We start from the raw sequence: 21319 nt of genomic DNA on the forward strand, positions 1-21319 counted from the left end.
ATAAAAGGTTAGAATTGAATATTTAATCCACCGCCATAGTATTTCAACGTCGGATAATTGCGGGCACTATTGGCCGAACCACCCATGTTAGAATCAAATTCGGAGGATTCGGGATCTATCCAGGAGTTTTTACTCAACGTCAGCAGGTTTTGGGCATTAATAAAAAAGCGAACACGCTGCAATCCCCATTTTCCAATCACTCCCTTTGGCAATGAATAGCCAATCTGTATATTTTTCAGGCGGGCGTATTTCCCGTTGAAAAGATAGAGGTCAGAATCTTTTCCAAAATTGTTGGTGGACGCTGTTGATCCATTTGCCGTCAATCGCGGCCAATGCCCGTCGATATTTGTGGGTGTCCAGTAATCGAGTTGATGCTGGTAAATGGAATACGAATAGTTTTGATGAAAGGGCTCGATCAATTCTCCGCGAATCATCATATCACGCTTGCCCACCCCTTGCCAAAACATACTAAAATCAAAATCTTTGTAATTCAAATTATAGGTAAGACCAAATGTAAACCGAGGGAAACCATTGCCCAACACAAAGCGGTCCCGTGCGTCGATAATTCCATCGTTATTCCGATCGACATACTTTACATCACCGGGTCGTAGATCTGCCGCCGTAATACCACTCGGCAGCGCCGAAGTTTCAATATCCCTTATATTTTGAAAGAATCCTTCCATCTTATACCCATAATAGGAATTATAGGGTAGCCCAACACGGGTCAGTTTAGTAATGTTGTCAACTGTCGAAATACGGTCATCGCCCGGCATTGCAATAATCTTATTATGACTATCACCCATGTTGGCATTGATCACATGCTGGAAATTTCCTGTTGTAACGCGGTAATTGAGGTTGATTTCCCAGCCTTCATTGTTCATTTCACCTAAGTTCTGATTCTTTAAGGAAGTTCCGAATGTGGAAGGTATCTGTGGCGCCATCAAGATATCTACTGTTCGCTTTTTAAAATAATCGAAGCTGGCCGTTAATTTATCCTGAAAGAAGGTGGCGTCCAACCCAACATTGAAATTATAGGTTTTCTCCCAGCGTAGATCAAGGCTGGCATAATTAAATCCCGCAGCAGAAACAGGTTTGTTGTTAAATCCATAACTGTTCTGATAAGATTCATAGGTAAAATAATAGGCGTAGTCATCTACGGCCTGATTGCCCAGGACACCATACGTAGATCTGATTTTTAGGCTACCGACATGTTGTTTATACCAATTCATAAATACTTCGTCGGATGCTCGCCATCCCAGAGATCCCGAAGGAAAGAACCCCCAGCGATTAGCCTTCGAGAACTTAGAAGATCCATCGTAGCGAAAGCTAAATTCGGCAAAATACTTACTTGCAAAGTCATATCCGACACGACCGAAGATCGAATTGATACTATTTTGCAGTGTACCATTTGGTGTGACACGGGCGCTTACGGGATCAATGACCGTTCCTGTAGTAGGTGTACCGAGGATAGGATCTGTAAATTTCATCTTCAATTCGTTTTGTCGACGTGTATAGGATTCGTTGGATGCTCCAAAAAGCCCTGATACATGATGAGTTCCAAAAGTCCGATCGTAATCTAAGAGCAACTGGAAATTTAATAGCGAAGCTTTTTCATTAAAATCTTCCGTATTACGATCTGAATTGACATAAACCTGCGGTTGCGTGGCATCTGGATTTGAATACAAAGGAACTTGGATTCTTCGAATAGAGCGGTGGTCTGCATAGATGTCCGCTCCGAAGATACCGCGTAGTTTTAAACCTTCAAAAAGTTTAGCTTCAAGATTCAGGTTGATATTGAAATAATCGTTATCATTTTTGATATATCCCCCTTCGTTTAGCTCAGCCAATGGATTTTGGTCTGTCAGTGCATTGTTGACAAGATATTTTCCATTATCTGCCTGCATGCGGTAGTAGTAATAGGAAGGAAGTCTGGAAGCATTGATAATGGCACTTCCGGCCGTGTTGCTCATGTTGTTATTGCGGGTATAGGCTAAAATCGAAGTCAATTTAAAACGTCCGATCTCTGTACTGAGGTTGCTCCGCAAATTGTACCGCTTAATGCCAAAGTTTTGCCCAACAAAATTACTGGGTTGATTGTAAAAGCCTCCGGAAAACAAGTACGAACTTTTCTCTCCGCCGCCGGCCACACTGATATTATATTTTTGCTGGAAAGAGTTCTTCATAATTTCAGGCAAGTTCCACCGCTCAATATCCCGATGGGCATATAAGTCAGCGATAGCAGCCGGTGAAAATTGCGGATCCATTCCTGAATTGGTTAGCGCTAGATTACGTAGGGTTGCATTTTGGTACCCTTCAACTGGAGAAAACAAAATTTTAGGTTCTTGCACTCCCCATTGTGTGCCGATATTTACTGTGGGGCGCTGATTTTGGCGTCCTCTTTTGGTGGTTACCAAAATAACGCCATTGGCTGACCTCGAACCGTATATAGCCGTAGAGCCTGCGTCTTTCAATACCGACACTGTTTCGATGTCATCCGGATTGATCTTATTGAGCGTACCGCCTTCTGTAATAATTCCATCGATCACTACCAGCGGCGCGTTACTGTTTATGGTAGATATCCCACGAATATTGATATTCATCGAATTATCATTGGGGTCCATGCTTTTCTGTTGGATGGTCAAGCTGGGCGAAGCTCCCTGAAGAGCTTGTGTTACATTGCCTACAGGTCGGTTTTCGAAAGTTTTCGCACTGATCTGATCAACAGCCCCAACAACACGCTGACGTGTAGTGGTACCATAGCCGATTACGATAACTTCTTCGAGCTGACTGTTGCTATTTTTCATAATCACATTGAGCTGCCCCGATCCATCGGTCTGCAGGGAAGATAGCTCCCCGCTCAAAGCATCATAACCAACAGAGGAGAATATCAGGGTTGCTTTGGGCGAAAGGTTTGTGAGCGTAAATAGACCATCACCATTGGTGGTAGTACCTATAGATTCATTTCCTTTGACCCGCACAGAGACATTTGCAAGAGGTTCGCCACGCTCATTGGTCACACGTCCCTTTACAGGGATTTGATTTGGGATCATCGTAAACTCCATCGGTGCGGACTTTATGGAAGCTTTTGGCTTATCATAAATGACCACTGTCTTATTATCCAACTGGTAAGACAAGGGCTGATCTTTAAAGATCTGGTCCAATACATCCGATAATTGACGGTCCCTAACTTTTATGTCAATAGGCTTCGCGTTTACCATCTGCCGTTCCGTGTACAGAAAATTGTATCCCGTCTGGGATTTGAGTTCCCTAAATATCTTTTTAAGGCTCATGTTGGAGTATTCTAATGTTACCTTTTGTGCAAAGGTGGTAGCGCTAACCTGCATAAAAGTAACCAAGATAATTATGGTAGTCAATCGCATAATAAGCCATAGTTTACGGAATAGCAGATACGCTATCTCCTTTTTTCTGATATAATTTTGATACATTTGTAAGGTTTATTTGCAGTGTATTCGAGTCGTCCAAAACAGAAACATACTGCAGATTGGATAGTTAAAATTTAATTGTCCCAAACGGCAACCGAGCCCCTTCAGGATCTTGGTTGCTTTTTTATACCCCACCTTCGTGGCTATTCGTTTTGTCGTTTTTTATTCATCGGTTCGTTTATTTAGGTTATTGTGTCATTAATTATTTAGTAGGTTACTACGGAAGTACATGTATTTTTTTTCCGTCTATTCTGAAATGAACGGCACCTGTTTTTTCGAGCAGCCTTAAAACTTTTTGAACATCATCAAAACGCGATATTCCGCCCCCAAATTTCTCGGTCGTTTTTTTACCCTGATAGATAACCTCCACATTATACCAGCGTGCCACCTTACGCATAACACTTTCGATATCATCTCCATCGAACATAAATTCGTTGTTTGTCCAGGCAATAACCGGAGCTGTATCTATCGGGTGAGATTTTAACATCCCATAAGCTGTAAGGCTCGACTGCTCACCCGGTGCTAATAGCAATTTTTGATTATGGGAACTGACCTGTACGCGACCTTCTAGAAGGGTGGTCTGTACCGCCGATTCGTCGGCATAACTGTTTACATTGAAATGGGTACCGAGCACTTTGACCTCTTGATTTGCGGTCTTTACAATAAAGGGGTGTTTGGAATCTTTTGCTACTTCAAAATATGCTTCACCAGTTAGCACAACAGTTCTATTGCCCCCTTTTGAAAAACGAACGGGATACCTAAGCGATGATGCGGCATTCAGCCATACTTGTGTCCCGTCAGGTAGTTTAATCCGATAGCATTCCCCTTTGGTTGTCGATAAGGTATTTTGCTCGATTTCGCCCTGCGTATTACTACTCACCTCGTAAATCAATTGGCCATCTGTTGTTTTAGAGATCCTAATGCCCGATTCTTCGACAATCCGACCGTTGTGTGTTTCATGTAGATGAATCTGCTTGCCGTTGGCCAGCGTTAAGGTTGCGGATTGTTTTCCGGGTGATATCACATGTTGTATTGCTGGCGGAGCACTATTGTCCGTTTCTGCATTAAAAAACCATTGACCAATAGCTAATAGTCCAATGATGGAGGCTGCGATCGCGCCAATACGTTTCCAAGATAGAAGCAATTTTATTTCGGATTTATTGATGTGGTGATCCAATTGATCCCAGGTACTGTCCAATACAGCCAATATTGCTGGATCATCCAACAGATATTGATCGATGGGATCGTCCAAAACCTCTTGGATGATTTCTTGAAGTAGTATGCTATCTTTACCAGACTTTATATAGGACAAGAACTTACGCGAATCTTCTTCACTAAGTTTTCCATGTATATACTGCCTTAGCGTATATTGAAGTGTTTCCTTTTCCACAATTGGTTACTCTCTTTTTAGCTAATACACTTCAGCCGTACACATCATCTGCTCCGGTTTCACTTTTTTTTATTTTTTTTTAAGGAAGAGAAAGATATTCAGCACGATTGCTGTTGAAGAAGTATAAATGAAACTAGAAGCCATGTAGATTTGTCCAAAATTCCATGTTTCTCTTTTATATATTTAGTGGCTTTTACAATATGGTCATTAATCGTAGATGTCGATATATTCAATAAATTGCTTACTTCCGCGTAGGTTTTGCCCTCAATCTTACAAAGTTTATAGATGAGTCTACGTTGTGGTGGAAGTTGGTCTATAGTTACCAACAACCATTGCTGATATTGTTTTTCATAGAGTTGTTCTTCGACATGACTATATAATACTGTACTGTGCAAGCTGAGATATGCTTGAACTTGCTTTTCAATGTTATTTCTTCGGATAAAATTATAGACAGTATATTTGGCAATCTGAAAAAGATACGATCGAAAAGACTGGTCGGGATCAATCAATTCACGCTTATCCCACACTTTAATAAATACCTCTTGTAGTAATTCAGCAGCGTCTTGCTCAGACTTGACCATCTTACGGATATTAAGATAGATACGTCCACTGTATTTTTTGTAAATCAGTTGAAAAGCTTGCTTGCAACCTGAACGTAGGGAGATCAACACAGCTTCCTCTTCAGCGTAGTCGTATTTTTGTGTATCCATGGTCACGTTTTACCCTTTCAGCGATAGCAAATATTGCTAAACGTTTATTGTATTTGGTTATCTATTTCCAATCTTAGCATTTACGTGATAAACTAGTGAGCGTTATAAATAGTAAGCCACATAAATTAGTGAGCGCCACACAAGATAAACTACATGATGCAGGACATTTCATAATATGGCCGTTCAATCTGTATCGTTTAACTTGTATAAGGACTATCGTAAGATGGTTATATGCAAATGTACTAAAAACTAAAACGGTTTTGCCTTTATTATTCTTTTTTTTCCAAGTGACTGTTTCATCTGCTATCTATATTTTTTGTTACCCACCGGGAAGTTAATATTTTGAAAAATAGTATGAATGAGGCTTAGCGCTCAATTCCGAATTGTTTGGAAGGAAATGGAGAATTGCTATTTTACCATTTGAGATAGGAGCTAAACAGTAGATTTTTCAGGATAGGAAGCAGGATCGCATCGAACAGGAACAGCATTAATAACAAAGAAAGGAGTAGAAAGCTATTGCATTCTACTCCTTTTTGGCCTTTTTAAAAAGTGGAACTTTTAGCCGAAATTTAACGGTTATTGAGCGAACTGCTGTACAAAAAACAACCTCATTGACAACCCTTTAATGCTAGTATGTACTACTGTTGCATTTTTTTACTTCCACCAGTAATAATAGTTGTGATTGCCATCGTATTCGAAACCGCAACGTGGATAGAGCTTATTACCTATATCGTTTGTCTTTTCAGTTTCTAGCATCAATCCGCAGGCTTCCGTATCGACGCACCATTGTTTTGCTTGGTTTATTAATGCTACCGATAAGCCGTGTCCACGATAATCAGGATGCACAAACAGGTCACTCAATAAATATTGCTTCGCCAGTTTAATATAATGGTACAATTTGTATAGCTGTACAAAACCGACGGCTTTATCATTTGCATATACCACAAAAATAGTGGATTGATCGTGAATCATTCGTTCCCGCACAAAAAGTCTACATTGCTGGTAGTCATCATTCTGGCGGTAAAAAATCCGGTAAAGGTTAAATAATTCTGCGGTTTCATCTAATTCGTTGAGACCTACTTTTTTAATGTTACACTCCATTTTTTATGATTTTTATTGATGCTACAAAAATAGATGATCGTGAGCTGAGCCTAGTGGTACAGTTTATCAAAAAACTGGTGTTCCAGTACGTAAAATTTAGTTACTGCTTTCGATTTACATTTATCCTAATCGTATTGAATGGGCTATCCTGGGCTTCACATGAATTACCCCTCTGTTTTGACGTTATTGTACGCTGCTTGAAATTACATTTGAACATATAAAGCCCGAAAGCCCTATTTAGGCTCTCGGGCTTTTACAAAACTTACATTTGCATGAGCCGGTAACAATGCTGAGAATAGGTTGTACACCGGTAAGCTTTAACTATGATAAACTTCGTTTTCCAAAGCTGAAAGTATGCCAGCCAGTTCTGCTATTTCCATTTCATTGAGCGACTGAATTGGGCTTTTAAAACCACCACCCCCTACTTCGAGCAAATCCAGACCTGCTTTTATGGAGCGTGGTAAACCTTTGGCGACAATAAATTTTAGCAGCTCAATTTGCTGGTAGAAAAGCCTCCTCGCTCGGTCTAGATGATTTTTCTCCATGGCGTCATAAAGTGCTATGTTCAGTTCAGGTATCAGATTGGGCGCAGCGGTACACCAACCTCGTGCACCTGCAGAAAAAGCGGCCAAAGCCAGCGGATTCGAACCATTGAAAAAAGCTACTTCTTCGCCCAATACCTTTCTTAAATAATGCATGCGCTGAATATCTCCCGTGCTTTCCTTAATCATCGTGACGTTTGGGATCTCCAGTAAACGTTTCAACAATGTAGGCGACATATCCACGCCGCCCGTAGCCGGATTGTTATATGCCATAATAGGAATAGAAATTTTGGACGCTACTTTGTCGTAGTGCTTTACAATTTCGTCATCGGTAAGTTTCCAATAGCTCATCGGAATAATCATTACGGCTGTTGCTCCTGCTTTTTCGGCAAATCTTGCATGATAAACGGTCCGCTCCGTTGTAAGATTTGAGACCCCTACCAGCGTAGGCAATCTGCCTGCCACCTGTTGCATCGTAGCTTCCGTAATGGTCTCTTTTTCATCATCATTTAGATATGGCATCACGCCAGTACTCCCCAAGGGAGCAATACCGTGTACACCTGCTGTCACTAATCGCTCTACCTGCTTTTTGAACAAGGGAATATCAATATGCTCGTTGTTGTCAAATGGTGTAATGGGATAGGCAATCACGCCTTTAAATGGTACTGTGTTCATTGTGTAAATCTCCTTTAAAAATTAAAAATCTCTTCCTTCTTCTTCACGGAGTGCTACTCCTAGGTTTTGAAGTTGTGGCGCATTTTCGCAGGCAATATACTTTGCAGGTTGGCTATCGCTCAGATTTTGATGCTGATGCCACGCCCACGATGGAATGTAAACGGCATCACCTGCTTCCCATTCTACAATTTCATCTTCCACCTTTGTCCACCCCTTACCTTCGAGCACATACAAAACCGTCTCATAGGTGTGACGATGTAAATGCGTTTTCTGTCCGGGCAGTAAACCACCGATAGTCATACTTACATTCTTACTTGGCAGATCCACAAAGAATACCGGATGTTTTCTCTCCTCCGAAAATTGATTATGTACCCCAGCGTTCTCAACATTTTTGTGGATAACATGTGATGGCTTTACATACGTTGGCCGGGCAAATGTTTGATGAAAATCTTTTGAACTGAATTGTTTTTGCTCTTCATGAATAGACTTCTTTAGTTCTGTAGTTGTTTCTAATTTTGCCATTACTGTAATTATTATTTGTTTTTTGCACTATTGCATGACAAAAGTATTGTATCTTTGGACTGTATTAATGATGCAGTTTTTACAAAAATTGATAGTCCAGATGTTGCGCGATTGGAAGTTTGAAATACAATTAGATGAGAAATTGGGTAAGGCTGTTTACCTACAAATTGCCGATGCTCTAATAAAAGATATCCATTCGGGACGACTACATCCTGGGGATGCTCTACCCGGAAGCAGAAACTTGGCACAACTATTAAAAGTCAATAGGAATACCGTGGTAGAAGCGCTGAATGTACTGCTGATTGAAGGCTGGCTTGTTTCTAAGGAACGACAGGGTACGTTTGTCGCTGATACATTGCCTAATTTTAAAGATGTGCAACGTAGTGATGAGTTAACTGGGACTATACAGCGTACTGCACACCAGCATTATCATTTACGGTTTGATGATGGGAATCCAGATACTAAAATTGCTCCTATTAGTGAGCTAGCTCGCGCTTATCGTCAGATTTTCAATCAAAAAGCGAAGTGGCAGATGATGGGCTATGGCAATGAATTTGGAGATTTTGAATTTCGTAAAACAATTGTTCAAATGCTCAATCATCAAAGAGGGATGCAGGTAAACGAACATCATATCTGCATCACAAGAGGAAGCCAAATGGCGATGTATCTGACATCACACTGTCTTTTTACCAAAGGCGACTATGTCATGATAGAAAACCCTGGTTACAAACCCGCATGGGAAGCATTTGAACATGCAGGAGCCACGCTGTTGCCAGTTAATGTAGATCGTAACGGCATAATCATGGAAGAGGTCAGCCACTATCTGAAATCTTATAAAAAAATAAAGGCTATTTACGTAACGCCACACCATCAATATCCTACGACGGCAACCCTGAGTTTAAAGAGAAGATTGGAACTAATACAGCTTTCCAACACCTATGGTTTTACTATTATTGAAGACGATTATGACAATGAGTTTCACTTTGGATACCGTCCACTATTGCCTTTGTCAAGTTTTACAGAATTAAAAAACTATGTATATATCGGTACGCTAAGCAAGGTAGTGGCACCAGCATTGCGAATTGGCTATCTGGTAAGCAATAACACTGGCTTAATCAAAAACGCGGGCGGTCTTCGAAAAATAATTGATGTTCAGGGAGATGGTATTATGGAGCAGGCAGTATTACAACTTATCAAAGATGGTACGATCAAGCGTCATATCAAAAAGGCAAGTCATTATTACAAAAACAAAAGGGATTTTATGGCGGGGCTTTTAAACAAACATTTCGCCGATAAAGCAACATTTACTTTCCCCGAAGGTGGTTTAGCATTTTGGATAGTGCCGCATAAGGACGTCGATTGGTCGTATGTTGCAGGTAAATTAGACAGCGTCGGAATTCAAATCATTCTACCCAAGACTTATAGCATCGATAAACCGGTAAATGGCATCCGATTAGGATATGGATCACTATCGGAAAAAGATCTGGAAGAGGGAATTATTGCATTGTCGAAGGTGCTATAAGCAGAGCGTATCAATTGTAAAGAATTTTAACTATATTGATTACCTATTGAAAAGTATGTCGATTATGAAAACAAGATTTATTCTACCAGTACTTGCCATTGGCTTTTTAATTTGGTTCTTGGCAACCTTGGCTTTTAGATTTGCGGGACACTTCTTTTTTATTACCGACTCACCTGCCATATTGATGGGTCTATATCTGGCAGTCATACCTGTATTGGCATTGCTCGCTATTTTAACCTTCAAAACATTTAGACTTTCAGGTCTTGAAAATGTGCTGGCAGGCGTTCTTCTTGTATTGCCCGGAATGATCATTGATGCATTTGTTATTCAATTTTTTGAACAGATCTTTCCGAATTTGTTACCGAGCCAAGCCGCTACATTCGGTTCGTGGCTCATGTGGGCATACAGCATTGTTTTATTAACGGCAACCGCGACAGGGTTGCGGAAAGTAAGAAAGCTGAAATTATGAGAAGTACACAATGCTAAAAAGTGTTACACGCAACACACTTGATCCGCTCTTCACGTACCATGCCGTTCTAACGAATGGTCTATTGTGTCATAATAAAATTTAAATCCCACACTCTTAATTTTCTCGTCACTAACGCGCGAACCTTGCAGTAGCATAGTCGACATCTCGCCATATAATAGTTTTAACATAAAGGCAGGTACATTGGGTAAAAAGCTTGTTTTGTCAAATGATTTGAGGAGAGAATAAGCAAAATCATTCATAGTAATGTGTTGAGGAGCAACAGCATTATAAACACCTCGGAGATCCTCTTGATGGAGTATAAACTCGTATAAACGCCCCAAATCACGAATGTCGATCCAAGGGAGGTATTGCTTTCCGTCGCCCACTGACACATTGATACCAAGTCTTGCCAAAGGCGCAAGCTTAGCATACATACCTCCCTCCTTTCCCAAGACAATACCTTTTCGCAATATAACAGTTTTGATGCCCAGGCTTTCAAACTGCCTTGCTGCCTTCTCCCATAACTTACAGATGTCTGCCAAAAAATCACTTCCACTGTTAGCATCTTCCGAAAATATGGTATCGGTTGTACGTGCACCGTAATAGCCAACTGCCGATGATGAAATGATTTTATTAATAGCAATAGTATGATGCTTGACGTATTCGTAAAGTAAATTTAGTGACAACATCCGGCTTTCAATCAGCTCCAAACGGCGTTTAGTTGTCCATCTTCCTGCGCTTATATTTTCACCAGTCAAGTTAATGATGGTATCCACTCCCTCAAAAGCCTTTAGATCGATGTAGCTTTTGTCCAAATCCCATTTAAAAAACTTGGTTCCGTTCTCCTCAGGTTCAGCGACAGACTGACGCGTTAAGACGTGTACCTCGTAACCAAGCTTTGTCAGGTGGGAAACGAGATAACCACCTACAAAACCAGTACCTCCTGCGATCAAAATCTTTTTCATATGCTAGCTTGTTTAAGCTTATGTAATACCTGTGGAAGCGCGGCTTTGAACCAATACGTGTAACGCGTGGGATGAGCAGAAATATCCGTCGCAATTTGCTCAACCGACCACCATTTAAAATCAGCAGCCTCTGATGGATTAAGTATTGGATCAGTATCGGTAAATCCTATAAATACGTGATCATACTCATGCTCAATCAAATTATTTTCTACTTTAGCATGATAGATAAAGGAAAAAGAATAACTTAATTCGCAAGAAATGCCCATTTCAAAAAAAAGCCTCTCTTGAGCACTATCTAAAACGTCCTCGCCAATCTGCGGATGGGAGCAGCATGTGTTGGTCCAAAGGCCTCCCCCATGATATTTATCCAACGCCCGTTGTTGCAGCAAAAGATCCCCCCTACTGTTAAAAATAAATATTGAAAAAGCACGGTGTAATAGCCCTTTTTTATGAGCAAGCAGCTTATCCATCTGACCAAGTTGTTGATCGCTTTCATCTACAAGGACAACATGATTTCTATCCATAGTTTTGTAATTTTTAGAGAAGAGACAAGTGACTGTCTGCCTCGAAATTCATACTTCAATTTATAAATACGCTATCTTGTACCGTAGATAACTCTTGACTGCAACGAGGCCTTTTTGAAGATTCGGTATCCGAATCCGATTTTCTAAAATTTCTTTTGAAGATTTTCTACGAATCTTGGCAAAAAGTGATAGATAATATTTATAAGCCAAATAAACCCCAAACTTTGCAGATGCGGGCAGTTTTTTTATTCCCAAAAGCGCTTCCTTAAATTCACTGTGAATTTCATGCTCAATCTTACTTTTGATCACATTATCAAAAACTGTCATATCCAAATTGGGAAAATACGTTCGCCCAAGAATATGATAATCCTCTTTAAGATCACGTAAAAAATTAATTTTTTGAAATGCAGATCCGAGTTTCATCGCATAAGGTTTTAACTCTTCGTACTGCGCTTTATCTCCTTCTGTAAAAACTTGCAAACACATGAGTCCCACAGCTTCTGCCGAACCATAGATATATTCCCTATAGCGTTCGGCATTGTAATCGACCTTAGTCAGATCCATCTCCATACTATGAAGAAATTGACGAATCAGTTCCGGATCTACCGCATACCTATGTACAGTTTCCTGAAAAGATTGCAATATGGGATTTAAAGAAATTTTCTCTTCTAAAGCACAATTTGTATCTAGATATAAGCGTGCCAAAAGGCGTTTCTTATCATAACCATGAAAACTATCTACAATTTCATCTGCAAGCCGCACATAACCGTAGATTGCATAAATACTATTACGAATGCAGGGTTTTAGTGCCAGGATACCGAGAGAAAAGCTGGTGCTATATTTTTCGGTAGTTCTTTTGCTCACTTCATAAGCGAGTTCATCAAATAGTTTCTTCATGGTCTAATAATTTAGGATCTAACTGCACCTAGAATGAGTAATACGAGATCAAAAAGTCGCTTTCATTTTACCTAGCTGCCTCTATATGTAGAATATCCAAATGGACTTACAGTGATTGGAACATGGTAATGTTTATCGTCTTTTATCTCAAAAATGACTTCAATAAAAGGATAAAAGGTTTCTAGCTTTTGACTGATAAAATAGTTTTCTGTGTAGAACTTAAGTTTATATATCCCTTTATTATCACCCTTTCCAAAGACCAAAAAATTACCAATACGACCATTGCTATCCGTACTTTCACTGGCTATAGTCATCCATTCCTTATTCGGCATCAGTCTTTCCAAATCAACTTTGACATTTGGTGCAGGACTTCCTTTAGAAATATCTAAAATGTGACTTGACAATTGATATTTATTATTTTGTCCATATGCTGTAAATCCAAACAACATACAAAACAGCATGATAAAATATTTATTAATATACATATCTATTTATTTAAATCTCTTTCATTAACTTATTTACCTAAGATACGGTTTAATCAATGCTCACACCCTCTAATCAATTTCCAATAACATCCATTTATTACTCAGCTCTATTTACAGCCTACAGTGGACAATCATTCGCTATCGGGATCCACCGCTCAATCTAATTAGACCATAAATATACCATTATTGTTTAAATAAATTTAAAACACACTTCTTTAAGTTCAAAAACAAACTAAAACAATAAATAATGCTAAACCCAATATTTTGTAATCTAGTCTTCGTATACATTATCATGCGCTACAATATAAAGCTGCTGATACTACTTAGAAATGGAATAAGAATTCATAGAATTTTATTACCATTTTTCATTTGCCATAAAGAGAAGTTATTCAAAATCCCTTCTTAAATATAGTGTATTAAAACCCTAATTTAGTATTAAAAAACACTAAATTAAAAAATAAGTAAACTATGAAATGATTAACGGTATATATTCAAGCTATAGATCAGTAAAAACAAGAAGGTTGAACACATCATTAGACACCTAATAATCAAAAGATTATAAAAAAAGCAACTACAGGATATGTATCGAATAACAACGATTGAGCTGAGCCTAATCTTTGTTTAAGTATTGCTCGAGATGGTTCACGTCTTTTTTGTCAATCAAGGTATGATGATGATGATCAAGCTTTGCAAGTAATATAATCAATAGATCACGTTCTTCATTGGAAAGATTTCCAATTAATATATTACCTACAATTTTCATTTTAGGAAGCACTTTAAACAATTCGGAGCGTCCTGCATTGGAAATACATATTGGTTTAGCTCTCTTATCGGAGACTTTGGGTGCCTCTTCGATTAAACCAAGACGCATTAACCTTCGAATCACTTCAGTACCCGAGGCCTTTTCGACTGCATTTTTTCGAATCAGCTCCGTTTGTAGAAGTTTGTCATAAGAAAATAACACCATTAAGAAGGTAAAGTCTTCTGGAGACTGTAGATGAGTTCCTTCAAATGCCATTTTGATATAATGTTTGGCATAACGGTTCATCATCAAAAGTAGTTTTCCTAAATCTTCGGCAGGAAGGTCCCTACCTTCTACGACTGCATGGTCTCCCCCGACTTTCCGTGTTTGAGTCATCCCAATTGAATTTTTGAGATACATGTATTTTAGGAAATCATCAAGTGTACCATCTGCTGATTCATTGGTGCAGTAATCTTCAAGCTCTTCAGCTATTTCGATCAAAAGATCTTTTCTTATCATCACGACTTTCTCTTCTTTACAAATGAAAGAATTTTATTGCGAAAAAAAAATTAAAAGGTCTTGTAGCTATTGGAATGAAGAGCAAATAGGGGTCACCGCTTAATCGTCTACTCGCTTTTCACCTATAACGATGTCGCCAACAATGGATCTTAAATAGCCCTCATAAGCGATATTCAGTCCCTCGATGATTGTTGTATCGTGAGCGCCAATATCGCCCAATATTTTCTTATCATCATAGTTATTTCCAACAATGGCTAAAGAACAATTTTGGCTTTGTATCGGAAAAAGTCCGACCCCGATTATTTCCTCTCCAAATTTAACAAACCAAGTTTCTTCACTATGGTCTGTCGTTGTGTTTGGTATATGTATGGCCTGCTTCAGGTCTTCACATTGAATAATATCAAAATTCATCTTGCTTATCGATTTAACATAGATAAGACAGCTTGAAATCGAATATTGTTTTTTGAAACTTTAGAATAGACTATATTAGTCGATTAGGGAGACAATTACGCTATATTAAGTCGATACGGCTGCGTTGAGTTTACAGCCGTACCAACTAAAAAAAATTTGACGTTACCTATAGGATTTTACAGTGCTCCTATAAACTATTTGGCAAAAATTTCAGCTAGTTTTTTATCTAACTCTTCACCACGCAAATATTTAGCAATGATTTTTCCATTTGGATCAACCAGGAAATTCATGGGAATAGCCTTGACATCATACATGGCCCCAGCTTCATTTTCCCATCCCTTGAGATCCCCTACCTGTTTCCAAGTCAGGCCATCATCTTGAATAGCTTTTAACCATTTTGCTTTATCAGCGGCTTTATCCATGGAAACTCCTAGAATTTCAAAGCCTTGCTTCTGATATTTCGCATAGGCTTTTACTAAATTTGGATTTTCCCGACGGCAAGGGGCACACCAAGATGCCCAAAAATCAATGAGGACATATTTTCCACGGTAGTCCGATAACTTGACCGGTTTACCGTCGACATCGGGTTGTGTAAAATCTTGTGCTTCTACCCCTTCGCTTGTTTTTTTAACTAGGGCAATACGCTTAGCAAGGTCTTTCCCAAGAATAGAGTTTTGTAAACTCGGATCTAGCGTTCCAAATATTTTTTCGGCTTTGACAGCATCAAACTCTGGTGGTAATGTGGAGTTAAATGCCATCAAAGCCATATAGCTTTTTGGATTTTTGGCGACGTAATCCAATTTTGCATCTATCGTCTGCTGTTGTATCGCATTAGCCCGATCCTCTAGCGTTTTGATATATTTAGGATCTTGTTGATCTGCGAGCGATTTGGATTTATACTCGTTTTCAAGTCCCTCATACTGATCATATATTGGTTTCAGCATGGCATTAACGCGCTCATTTTCATCATTCAAAGGCGATCCAGTTATTTTCGCATGTTTGATAGAATCCGCAGCTGCGAATTTGATCGTTGTTCCTTCTATCAAAAATGCTAATATATCCTGCTTAGGAGGTTTGGCGGGATCAAAAGGAGCATTATCGTGGATGATACGCAAATGTGCTTCCATTGGTGAAGGAATGCTTCCTTTAAACTCAAATTTCCCGTCTTTCATATCTACGGAATCAATCCGCTCTTTTCCGTCATAATTAAGACGAAGATAGGCTTTTGCAGGTTTGTTTAGTTTACCTACAGTCCCTTGCAAGGTATAATTTTGTTGCGCATATCCTAATGCTGGCAATATGCAGGCTAAAGCTAAAGCCCATTTTATATTCTTCATATTGATATAATAATTATTGTACTATTTTAAAATCTATTTAGACACTTTCGCCACGCCTTTTTTCACGCTTTGCCCAACGATATTTGTCTGTAAAAGTTGTTTATAAAGCTTATCATCACGAAGGACTAATAAGGCCTCCCTGAAGCTCTTGTTTGACTCATTTCTGACACGTGCCATATAATCGCCACCGGTGTAAAGCAAAGAAGCAACCTGTGCTTTAAATTCAATATCAATGGCATCATGAGCGTCTAGATGACTTTCCGGGGGGATCGCAATCGATCGCTTATGTGCTCCAGCAACGAGTTGGCGGTGAACTTCTTTAGGAACTTTAAAGCGGGAATTAAATGCATCAAAGTTTGGGTATGCACTAAGAAGCGCTGTGCGATTTTGCTGTACAAATTCAATCCCTCCTTTAGCGACAATACCGTTGTTCATCAGCTGTGCCATCCATGTGCTATATTCATTGGTATCGATAGGCACAAAACGGTCCGGCATAATTCCGCCGCCGCCATATACCGTTCTTTTATTTCCCAATGTACTATACTTTAAGGAATCTGGAAAAGAAATATGTCCTTCTTCCAAAAGCTCTTTGGATGCCATGCGGCGATTAAAATCCTGAAAATAATCTTCCTTCCCTTTTGTGTAGGGTTTCTGAATCGACCGACCAGAGGGGGTATAGTAACGTGCGCCGGTAAGTTGCATTTGTGAACCATCGGATAATGGAACGGGTTTCTGCATTAACCCTTTTCCAAAACTGCGTCGACCGATGACCACGGCGCGATCCCAGTCCTGAAGTGCTCCCGTAACAATTTCACTGGCTGAAGCCGTGGATTCATCAATTAGGACGACCAATTCCCCATCATAAAATTGACCATAACCACCAGTGAAGTAGTAATCTTTCCCGCCTTGGTTTGGTACGGAATAAAACACAATTTTTTCTTTGGGCAAAAACTCGTCAGCGACACCAATAGCAGATTGCACATACCCGCCACCATTACTCTGCAAGTCTAGGATCAATTTTTTCATACCCTGATCTTTAAGACTCTTTAAGGCAGCATCTATTTCCTGACGCGTAGTCTGATTGAAAATTGAAAGGGAAATATAACCAATCTGGTTGTCAACCATATAACTTTCGCGAACAGATCTCTCCAGTATATTTTCGCGAATAATACTTATCTCCTTACTTTCCTTGCTTCCCGGAGATATTATTGTCAATACCACTGGCACATCTTTTTCGCCACGCAATTTTTCCATAATCTCGCGGTTGCCCCATTTTTCCCCATCGATGCTCTCGCCGTCGATCCGGAGTATCTGATCACCCACACGTAATCCTGCACGCATGGCTGGCCCATCAGCATTTACTTTAGAGACGAAAGTCTGCTCATTGTCCTTTAGGAATTGGATACCAATTCCAGCGAAACTTCCACTCATAGCCACATTCATCTGCTCCGCTTCCTCACGACTAGTGTACCGTGAATGGGGATCTAAATCCGATATCATCGCCCTGATCGCTGCATCCACCAAATGCTCTTCATTGACCTGGTCTACATAATTCTGCTGAATAAGCTTCAGTGCCTCTTCAAATTTATATTTTGGATTCATCTGCGCCTGCAGCGACAGCCCCACACCAAGCATTCCCACGAGTAAGCTCGTTGCTTTCCTATTCATATTGTATCTTGATTTAAATCTATTTTTCGTTTTTAAGGATTTCAATAGCAAGGGATAGTTCATCCATCAACTTGCTGGGACTTCCTGAATACCCACCTGAGCAATAGCGCACACGACCGTTTTTAACAATGATTTTGCGCGGAATGGATGAATCACCAAATAAAGGAACCAATTGTCTGAATACAAGGTCTTGCTCGTTGGTCTTTGGATTCACACTGTCGTGCAATAAATTGAAACGGAACCCTTCCCCACGAACATAGTTGACAGACTTATCTTTATAGTTTCCAGTCTGCATGGTTCCTAGCATATATATCGCAACATTTTTATCCTGTGCATACTTGTCGACTAGAAGCTGCATTCCCGGAAATGCCATGATACATGGGCGACACCAAGTAGCCCAAAAATCCACAACCACAATTTTATCTTTCCAGTCTTCTGGTGTAATAAATAGCCCTTCAGCCGTTTCCAAACGAAAGTCAGGCATCGGATGATTGACCCAGTTATGATCTACATAGGCATGCATTGCAGCTTTTTCTTTATCGGATTTTAAGCCGGCCAGATAAGCTTCATAGCCACTTTCATCATTGGGGTGTCCTTTTAAGTAAATTGATTTAAGTTTGTCAAACATCCGCGGAGTCATCGCATTGTATCGTGCACTCATTTCCAGTAAAGGCAAAATTTGCTTTTCATCGCCAAGCCCTTCTAAAACCTTAAGATTAATTTCATTCAGTTCGGCATTATTGTATTTGCCATCTTCAGAGAGCAGCAGAAAATATTTTCGCGCTTCCGCATATTTTTTCAGATCGTTTAACAAAGAAATATGCGTAAAAAGACGGTCATCCAAATTTTTCACTACATTGGAATCTGCCTGAGCCTGACGATCAAAATCATCTTTGTAGGAATTATCGCCACGACGGGCAATCATTTTGGGTAGGATTGCTTCAGACACCTGATAGAGGCTATCTTTACCGACCATTTTAAACATATAGGCACGCATAATATTCCAGCGCATCAACTCATTTCCTGTTCTAAAATCGAGATCATCGTATAACTTGGCAAACTTGTCGAGCTGTTTGGTTTCGAAATATGCCGATCCGAGCCCGCGGTATATCGCATAATAGATAAATCCCTGAGCATTGGGACGCTGGCGCCACTGCTGAACGGGAAACCGTTGTAAAAACTTTTCATAGGAAGTGATTATCTCAGCGTTGCTTGGATTGCCACTCATCGTATTACTATAAGCAATAAAACGAGCTGTCGCTCCACTTGGATAATCCGTATTTACACGCTTCTCAATCATTTGTACCACTTCATTGTCTTTTAGTCTTGAACTAGCAAACAGATAAAGCTGACCAAGCACTTCATCGCTTAAATCTTTTTGTTGTAATTGCTGCGTAATCAGTTTTTGGGCATATGCTGGAAAAGCATCTCCCAAAGCCAATTTTTGTAAGTTCATAAATGACTGAAAATAGCGGAACAATTGTTTACCTGATAAAGCAAATTCTTTATCTGCTAAACTTTTCATATAGCCGGCGGGCATAGCAGCCGGTTGCGTATTATAATAAGAAAAAATGCCCCCGCCGGCGATCTCAGGCTGCTGGAAAGCAGCTTCTCCAAGGTATGCGCCAGGAACAGCTTTTCCTTTTGCATCACTTAAAGCTACCGCATAGCCCCGATCCTGATTGTTATCTGTTACGTCGGGATGATCAACATCGCCCTGATAAAATTTTACAGCAATAAAAGCTGTTGTCGATTTGACCGGCAGCACTACAGTCCATAGCCCTGTTGCATTTTTTTGCATGGGAAGACTAATTTGCCGCCATGAAAAATCTTCGAATAGAAAGCAGGCCGCATTTATCGCATCACTAAATTCGAGGTCCTTATCTTTGGCATTGTATAGCACTTGAACAGGTTCAGATGTGCTAGGTTTGTCTGGTTTAAAAACACTGCTGTCAAATCGAGGCTGTGCATATGACACAGCCTGAACAAACAACATTAGTATAAAAATTATTTCTCTTTTCATCTTATCTTATATTACATTGGTCTTTGACCTATTTCTGGATTGAGCTGTAAATATTTATTTGCTACTGGATATACATAGCTGGCACTATTAATTTTGAGCGTGTAGTCTTGATTTATAAATTGCCTTTTAAATTCTTTCGCCAACTTAGCATCGAGATTGAACCGACGCATATCCAACCATCGTAAACCTGTCCCGAAAAACTCGCGACGGCGTTCATCGACTATAAGCTGGAGTGCTTGATCAGCAGAGTTCGCCACTAGAGGTGTAAAATCCTGTTGCTTGAATCGCTTAGCGCGCAGCTTGTTGACAAATTCCATTGCTGTCGCTGTATTTCCTTTTCGCGCCTCAACTTCCGCTTTGATAAGCAACATTTCAGGGACAGAAGGTCCAGCATTAGGAGCACCGGCCATTACGTTCATTTTTTTTGAGCGCAATGCGCCACTTGGCATCTGACCGGTACCAGCTTGCATATAAACCGTACGTCGAAGATCTTTAGTGTCAAAAAGAGAAACAAGCTCGGGATTTAATTGTTGATCAATCATTTGTCCCACCTGCTTTAAAAAATAGGTTTCAGGATGATTGAACGGAAGAGGATATCCAGATGCCGATGTAGCGAACTGTTGTAAATCTAAAAGTGTTGCATTGTATTGAAGGGCTGCATCTGCATGCTTAGCGGCCAAATCGAAATTACGCATATGAAGATGTACAATCGCCAACAATGCTTCTACAGCGGCTTTATTGGGATGCCTCTTCGTACTTGCGGTTGTCGGAATATCAACTAATGCTTCGTCCAAATCCTGAAGTATCTGCGCATACACCTGGCCGAGCGATCCCCGCTTTAGCGAAGCAAATAAATCAGGTTGTAGAAGCATTGGTACCCCCATTGCGTTTCCCGCATTCTGCGGGTTATAGATATCTCCATAGAGATTAGCCAAAACGAAATAAGCATACGCTCTTTGGATTTTCGCCTCTGCCAAGAGTGCACGCTTATCCTTCTCTAAACCATCCTGACTTTGCATCACTCCAGCAATGACTTCATTGGCCGTATAAATCTGTTTATAAGGTCTGGACCAGTTCAGATCTTCTGTGTTATCCGGCACAAGTTGCGAGGACCAAATATAGGGCCACGCGACACTTTCCGTTTGTTGTTGTTGGTATGCCAGGTTAGCGAAAGTGACATCATCACTAGATAATATAGGTGTACTAAAAGTTGGCGAAAATACCGTTGAATTGTTTAAGAGATAAGCATAATCTGTCGTATACTTTAATTCCCTACGATTATACTGCTCGACTTCCACATATTTACGGCAGCCCTGCATAACGGCTGTCAGCGCAAAAATCGATGCAAAAAAAATATATTTTGTTTTCATGCTG

Annotated in this window: 18 protein-coding genes; 2 read left to right on the forward strand and 16 right to left on the reverse strand. The window is 40.0% G+C overall.

Annotated elements, in window-relative coordinates; translation table 11 throughout:
* Nucleotides 1-8: 8 nt before the first annotated feature.
* From VXM68_RS21330 to VXM68_RS21355, 6 genes are all read right to left on the reverse strand, one after another.
* Nucleotides 9-3446 carry a TonB-dependent receptor gene (locus tag VXM68_RS21330; RefSeq protein ID WP_367209977.1) on the reverse strand — a complete coding sequence of 1146 codons (3438 nt, stop codon included), beginning with the start codon at nt 3444-3446 and terminating at the stop codon, nt 9-11.
* Between the two features lie 214 nt (nt 3447-3660).
* Entirely contained in the window at nt 3661-4833 is a 1173-nt protein-coding gene (locus tag VXM68_RS21335) for a FecR family protein (RefSeq protein WP_367209978.1), read from the reverse strand.
* Nucleotides 4834-4931: 98 nt separating this feature from the next.
* Nucleotides 4932-5543, reverse strand: a complete 612-nt coding sequence (locus tag VXM68_RS21340; protein WP_294183106.1) for an RNA polymerase sigma factor — start codon at nt 5541-5543, stop codon at nt 4932-4934.
* A gap of 654 nt (nt 5544-6197) precedes the next feature.
* Entirely contained in the window at nt 6198-6644 is a 447-nt protein-coding gene (locus VXM68_RS21345; protein WP_294183109.1) for a GNAT family N-acetyltransferase, read from the reverse strand.
* A gap of 317 nt (nt 6645-6961) precedes the next feature.
* Nucleotides 6962-7861: a dihydrodipicolinate synthase family protein gene (locus VXM68_RS21350; protein WP_293952277.1), complete on the reverse strand. Its 900-nt coding sequence runs from the start codon at nt 7859-7861 to the stop codon at nt 6962-6964.
* Between the two features lie 21 nt (nt 7862-7882).
* Nucleotides 7883-8383, reverse strand: coding sequence for a cupin domain-containing protein (locus VXM68_RS21355; protein ID WP_367209980.1), 501 nt, complete (start codon nt 8381-8383; stop codon nt 7883-7885).
* A gap of 34 nt (nt 8384-8417) precedes the next feature.
* On the opposite strand from VXM68_RS21355, the gene VXM68_RS21360 reads away from it, so the two are divergent.
* Together VXM68_RS21360 and VXM68_RS21365 are read left to right on the forward strand one after the other, a co-directional pair.
* Nucleotides 8418-9905 (forward strand): PLP-dependent aminotransferase family protein, encoded by a 1488-nt coding sequence (locus VXM68_RS21360; RefSeq protein WP_367209981.1) that lies wholly within the window; start codon nt 8418-8420, stop codon nt 9903-9905.
* A gap of 64 nt (nt 9906-9969) precedes the next feature.
* Nucleotides 9970-10374 carry a DUF5367 family protein gene (locus VXM68_RS21365; RefSeq protein WP_367209982.1) on the forward strand — a complete coding sequence of 135 codons (405 nt, stop codon included), beginning with the start codon at nt 9970-9972 and terminating at the stop codon, nt 10372-10374.
* A 50-nt stretch (nt 10375-10424) separates the two neighbouring features.
* On the opposite strand, the gene VXM68_RS21370 is transcribed toward VXM68_RS21365, so the two are convergent.
* The 10 genes from VXM68_RS21370 to VXM68_RS21415 form a co-directional block, all read right to left on the reverse strand.
* The gene (locus tag VXM68_RS21370) at nt 10425-11339 is read right to left on the reverse strand and encodes a TIGR01777 family oxidoreductase (protein WP_367209984.1); all 915 of its coding nucleotides are present in this window, start codon (nt 11337-11339) and stop codon (nt 10425-10427) included.
* A complete protein-coding gene (idi, locus tag VXM68_RS21375) occupies nt 11336-11863 on the reverse strand; it encodes an isopentenyl-diphosphate Delta-isomerase (protein ID WP_312363223.1) in 528 nt (175 codons plus the stop codon). Before idi ends, VXM68_RS21370 begins: the two co-directional genes overlap by 4 nt.
* Before the next feature lie 60 nt (nt 11864-11923).
* Entirely contained in the window at nt 11924-12760 is an 837-nt protein-coding gene (locus tag VXM68_RS21380; protein WP_367209986.1) for a phytoene/squalene synthase family protein, read from the reverse strand.
* Nucleotides 12761-12831: 71 nt separating this feature from the next.
* Nucleotides 12832-13245 carry a hydroxyisourate hydrolase gene (gene uraH, locus VXM68_RS21385; RefSeq protein ID WP_312363219.1) on the reverse strand — a complete coding sequence of 138 codons (414 nt, stop codon included), beginning with the start codon at nt 13243-13245 and terminating at the stop codon, nt 12832-12834.
* 610 nt (nt 13246-13855) lie between these two features.
* On the reverse strand, nt 13856-14506 hold the full coding sequence (locus VXM68_RS21390; RefSeq protein ID WP_367211313.1) for a MarR family winged helix-turn-helix transcriptional regulator: 651 nt from the start codon (nt 14504-14506) through the stop codon (nt 13856-13858).
* 99 nt (nt 14507-14605) lie between these two features.
* A complete protein-coding gene (locus VXM68_RS21395) occupies nt 14606-14917 on the reverse strand; it encodes a hypothetical protein (protein WP_293952260.1) in 312 nt (103 codons plus the stop codon).
* A gap of 194 nt (nt 14918-15111) precedes the next feature.
* Nucleotides 15112-16254: a TlpA disulfide reductase family protein gene (locus VXM68_RS21400; protein ID WP_293952258.1), complete on the reverse strand. Its 1143-nt coding sequence runs from the start codon at nt 16252-16254 to the stop codon at nt 15112-15114.
* Between the two features lie 33 nt (nt 16255-16287).
* Nucleotides 16288-17922, reverse strand: coding sequence for a S41 family peptidase (locus VXM68_RS21405; RefSeq protein WP_293952256.1), 1635 nt, complete (start codon nt 17920-17922; stop codon nt 16288-16290).
* 19 nt (nt 17923-17941) lie between these two features.
* Nucleotides 17942-19945 (reverse strand): TlpA family protein disulfide reductase, encoded by a 2004-nt coding sequence (locus tag VXM68_RS21410; protein WP_367209988.1) that lies wholly within the window; start codon nt 19943-19945, stop codon nt 17942-17944.
* A gap of 11 nt (nt 19946-19956) precedes the next feature.
* Nucleotides 19957-21315 (reverse strand): RagB/SusD family nutrient uptake outer membrane protein, encoded by a 1359-nt coding sequence (locus tag VXM68_RS21415; RefSeq protein WP_367209989.1) that lies wholly within the window; start codon nt 21313-21315, stop codon nt 19957-19959.
* Nucleotides 21316-21319: the final 4 nt, after the last annotated feature.

It is taken from the genome of Sphingobacterium sp. R2 (assembly GCF_040760075.1).
In the GTDB taxonomy this organism is placed as follows: domain Bacteria; phylum Bacteroidota; class Bacteroidia; order Sphingobacteriales; family Sphingobacteriaceae; genus Sphingobacterium.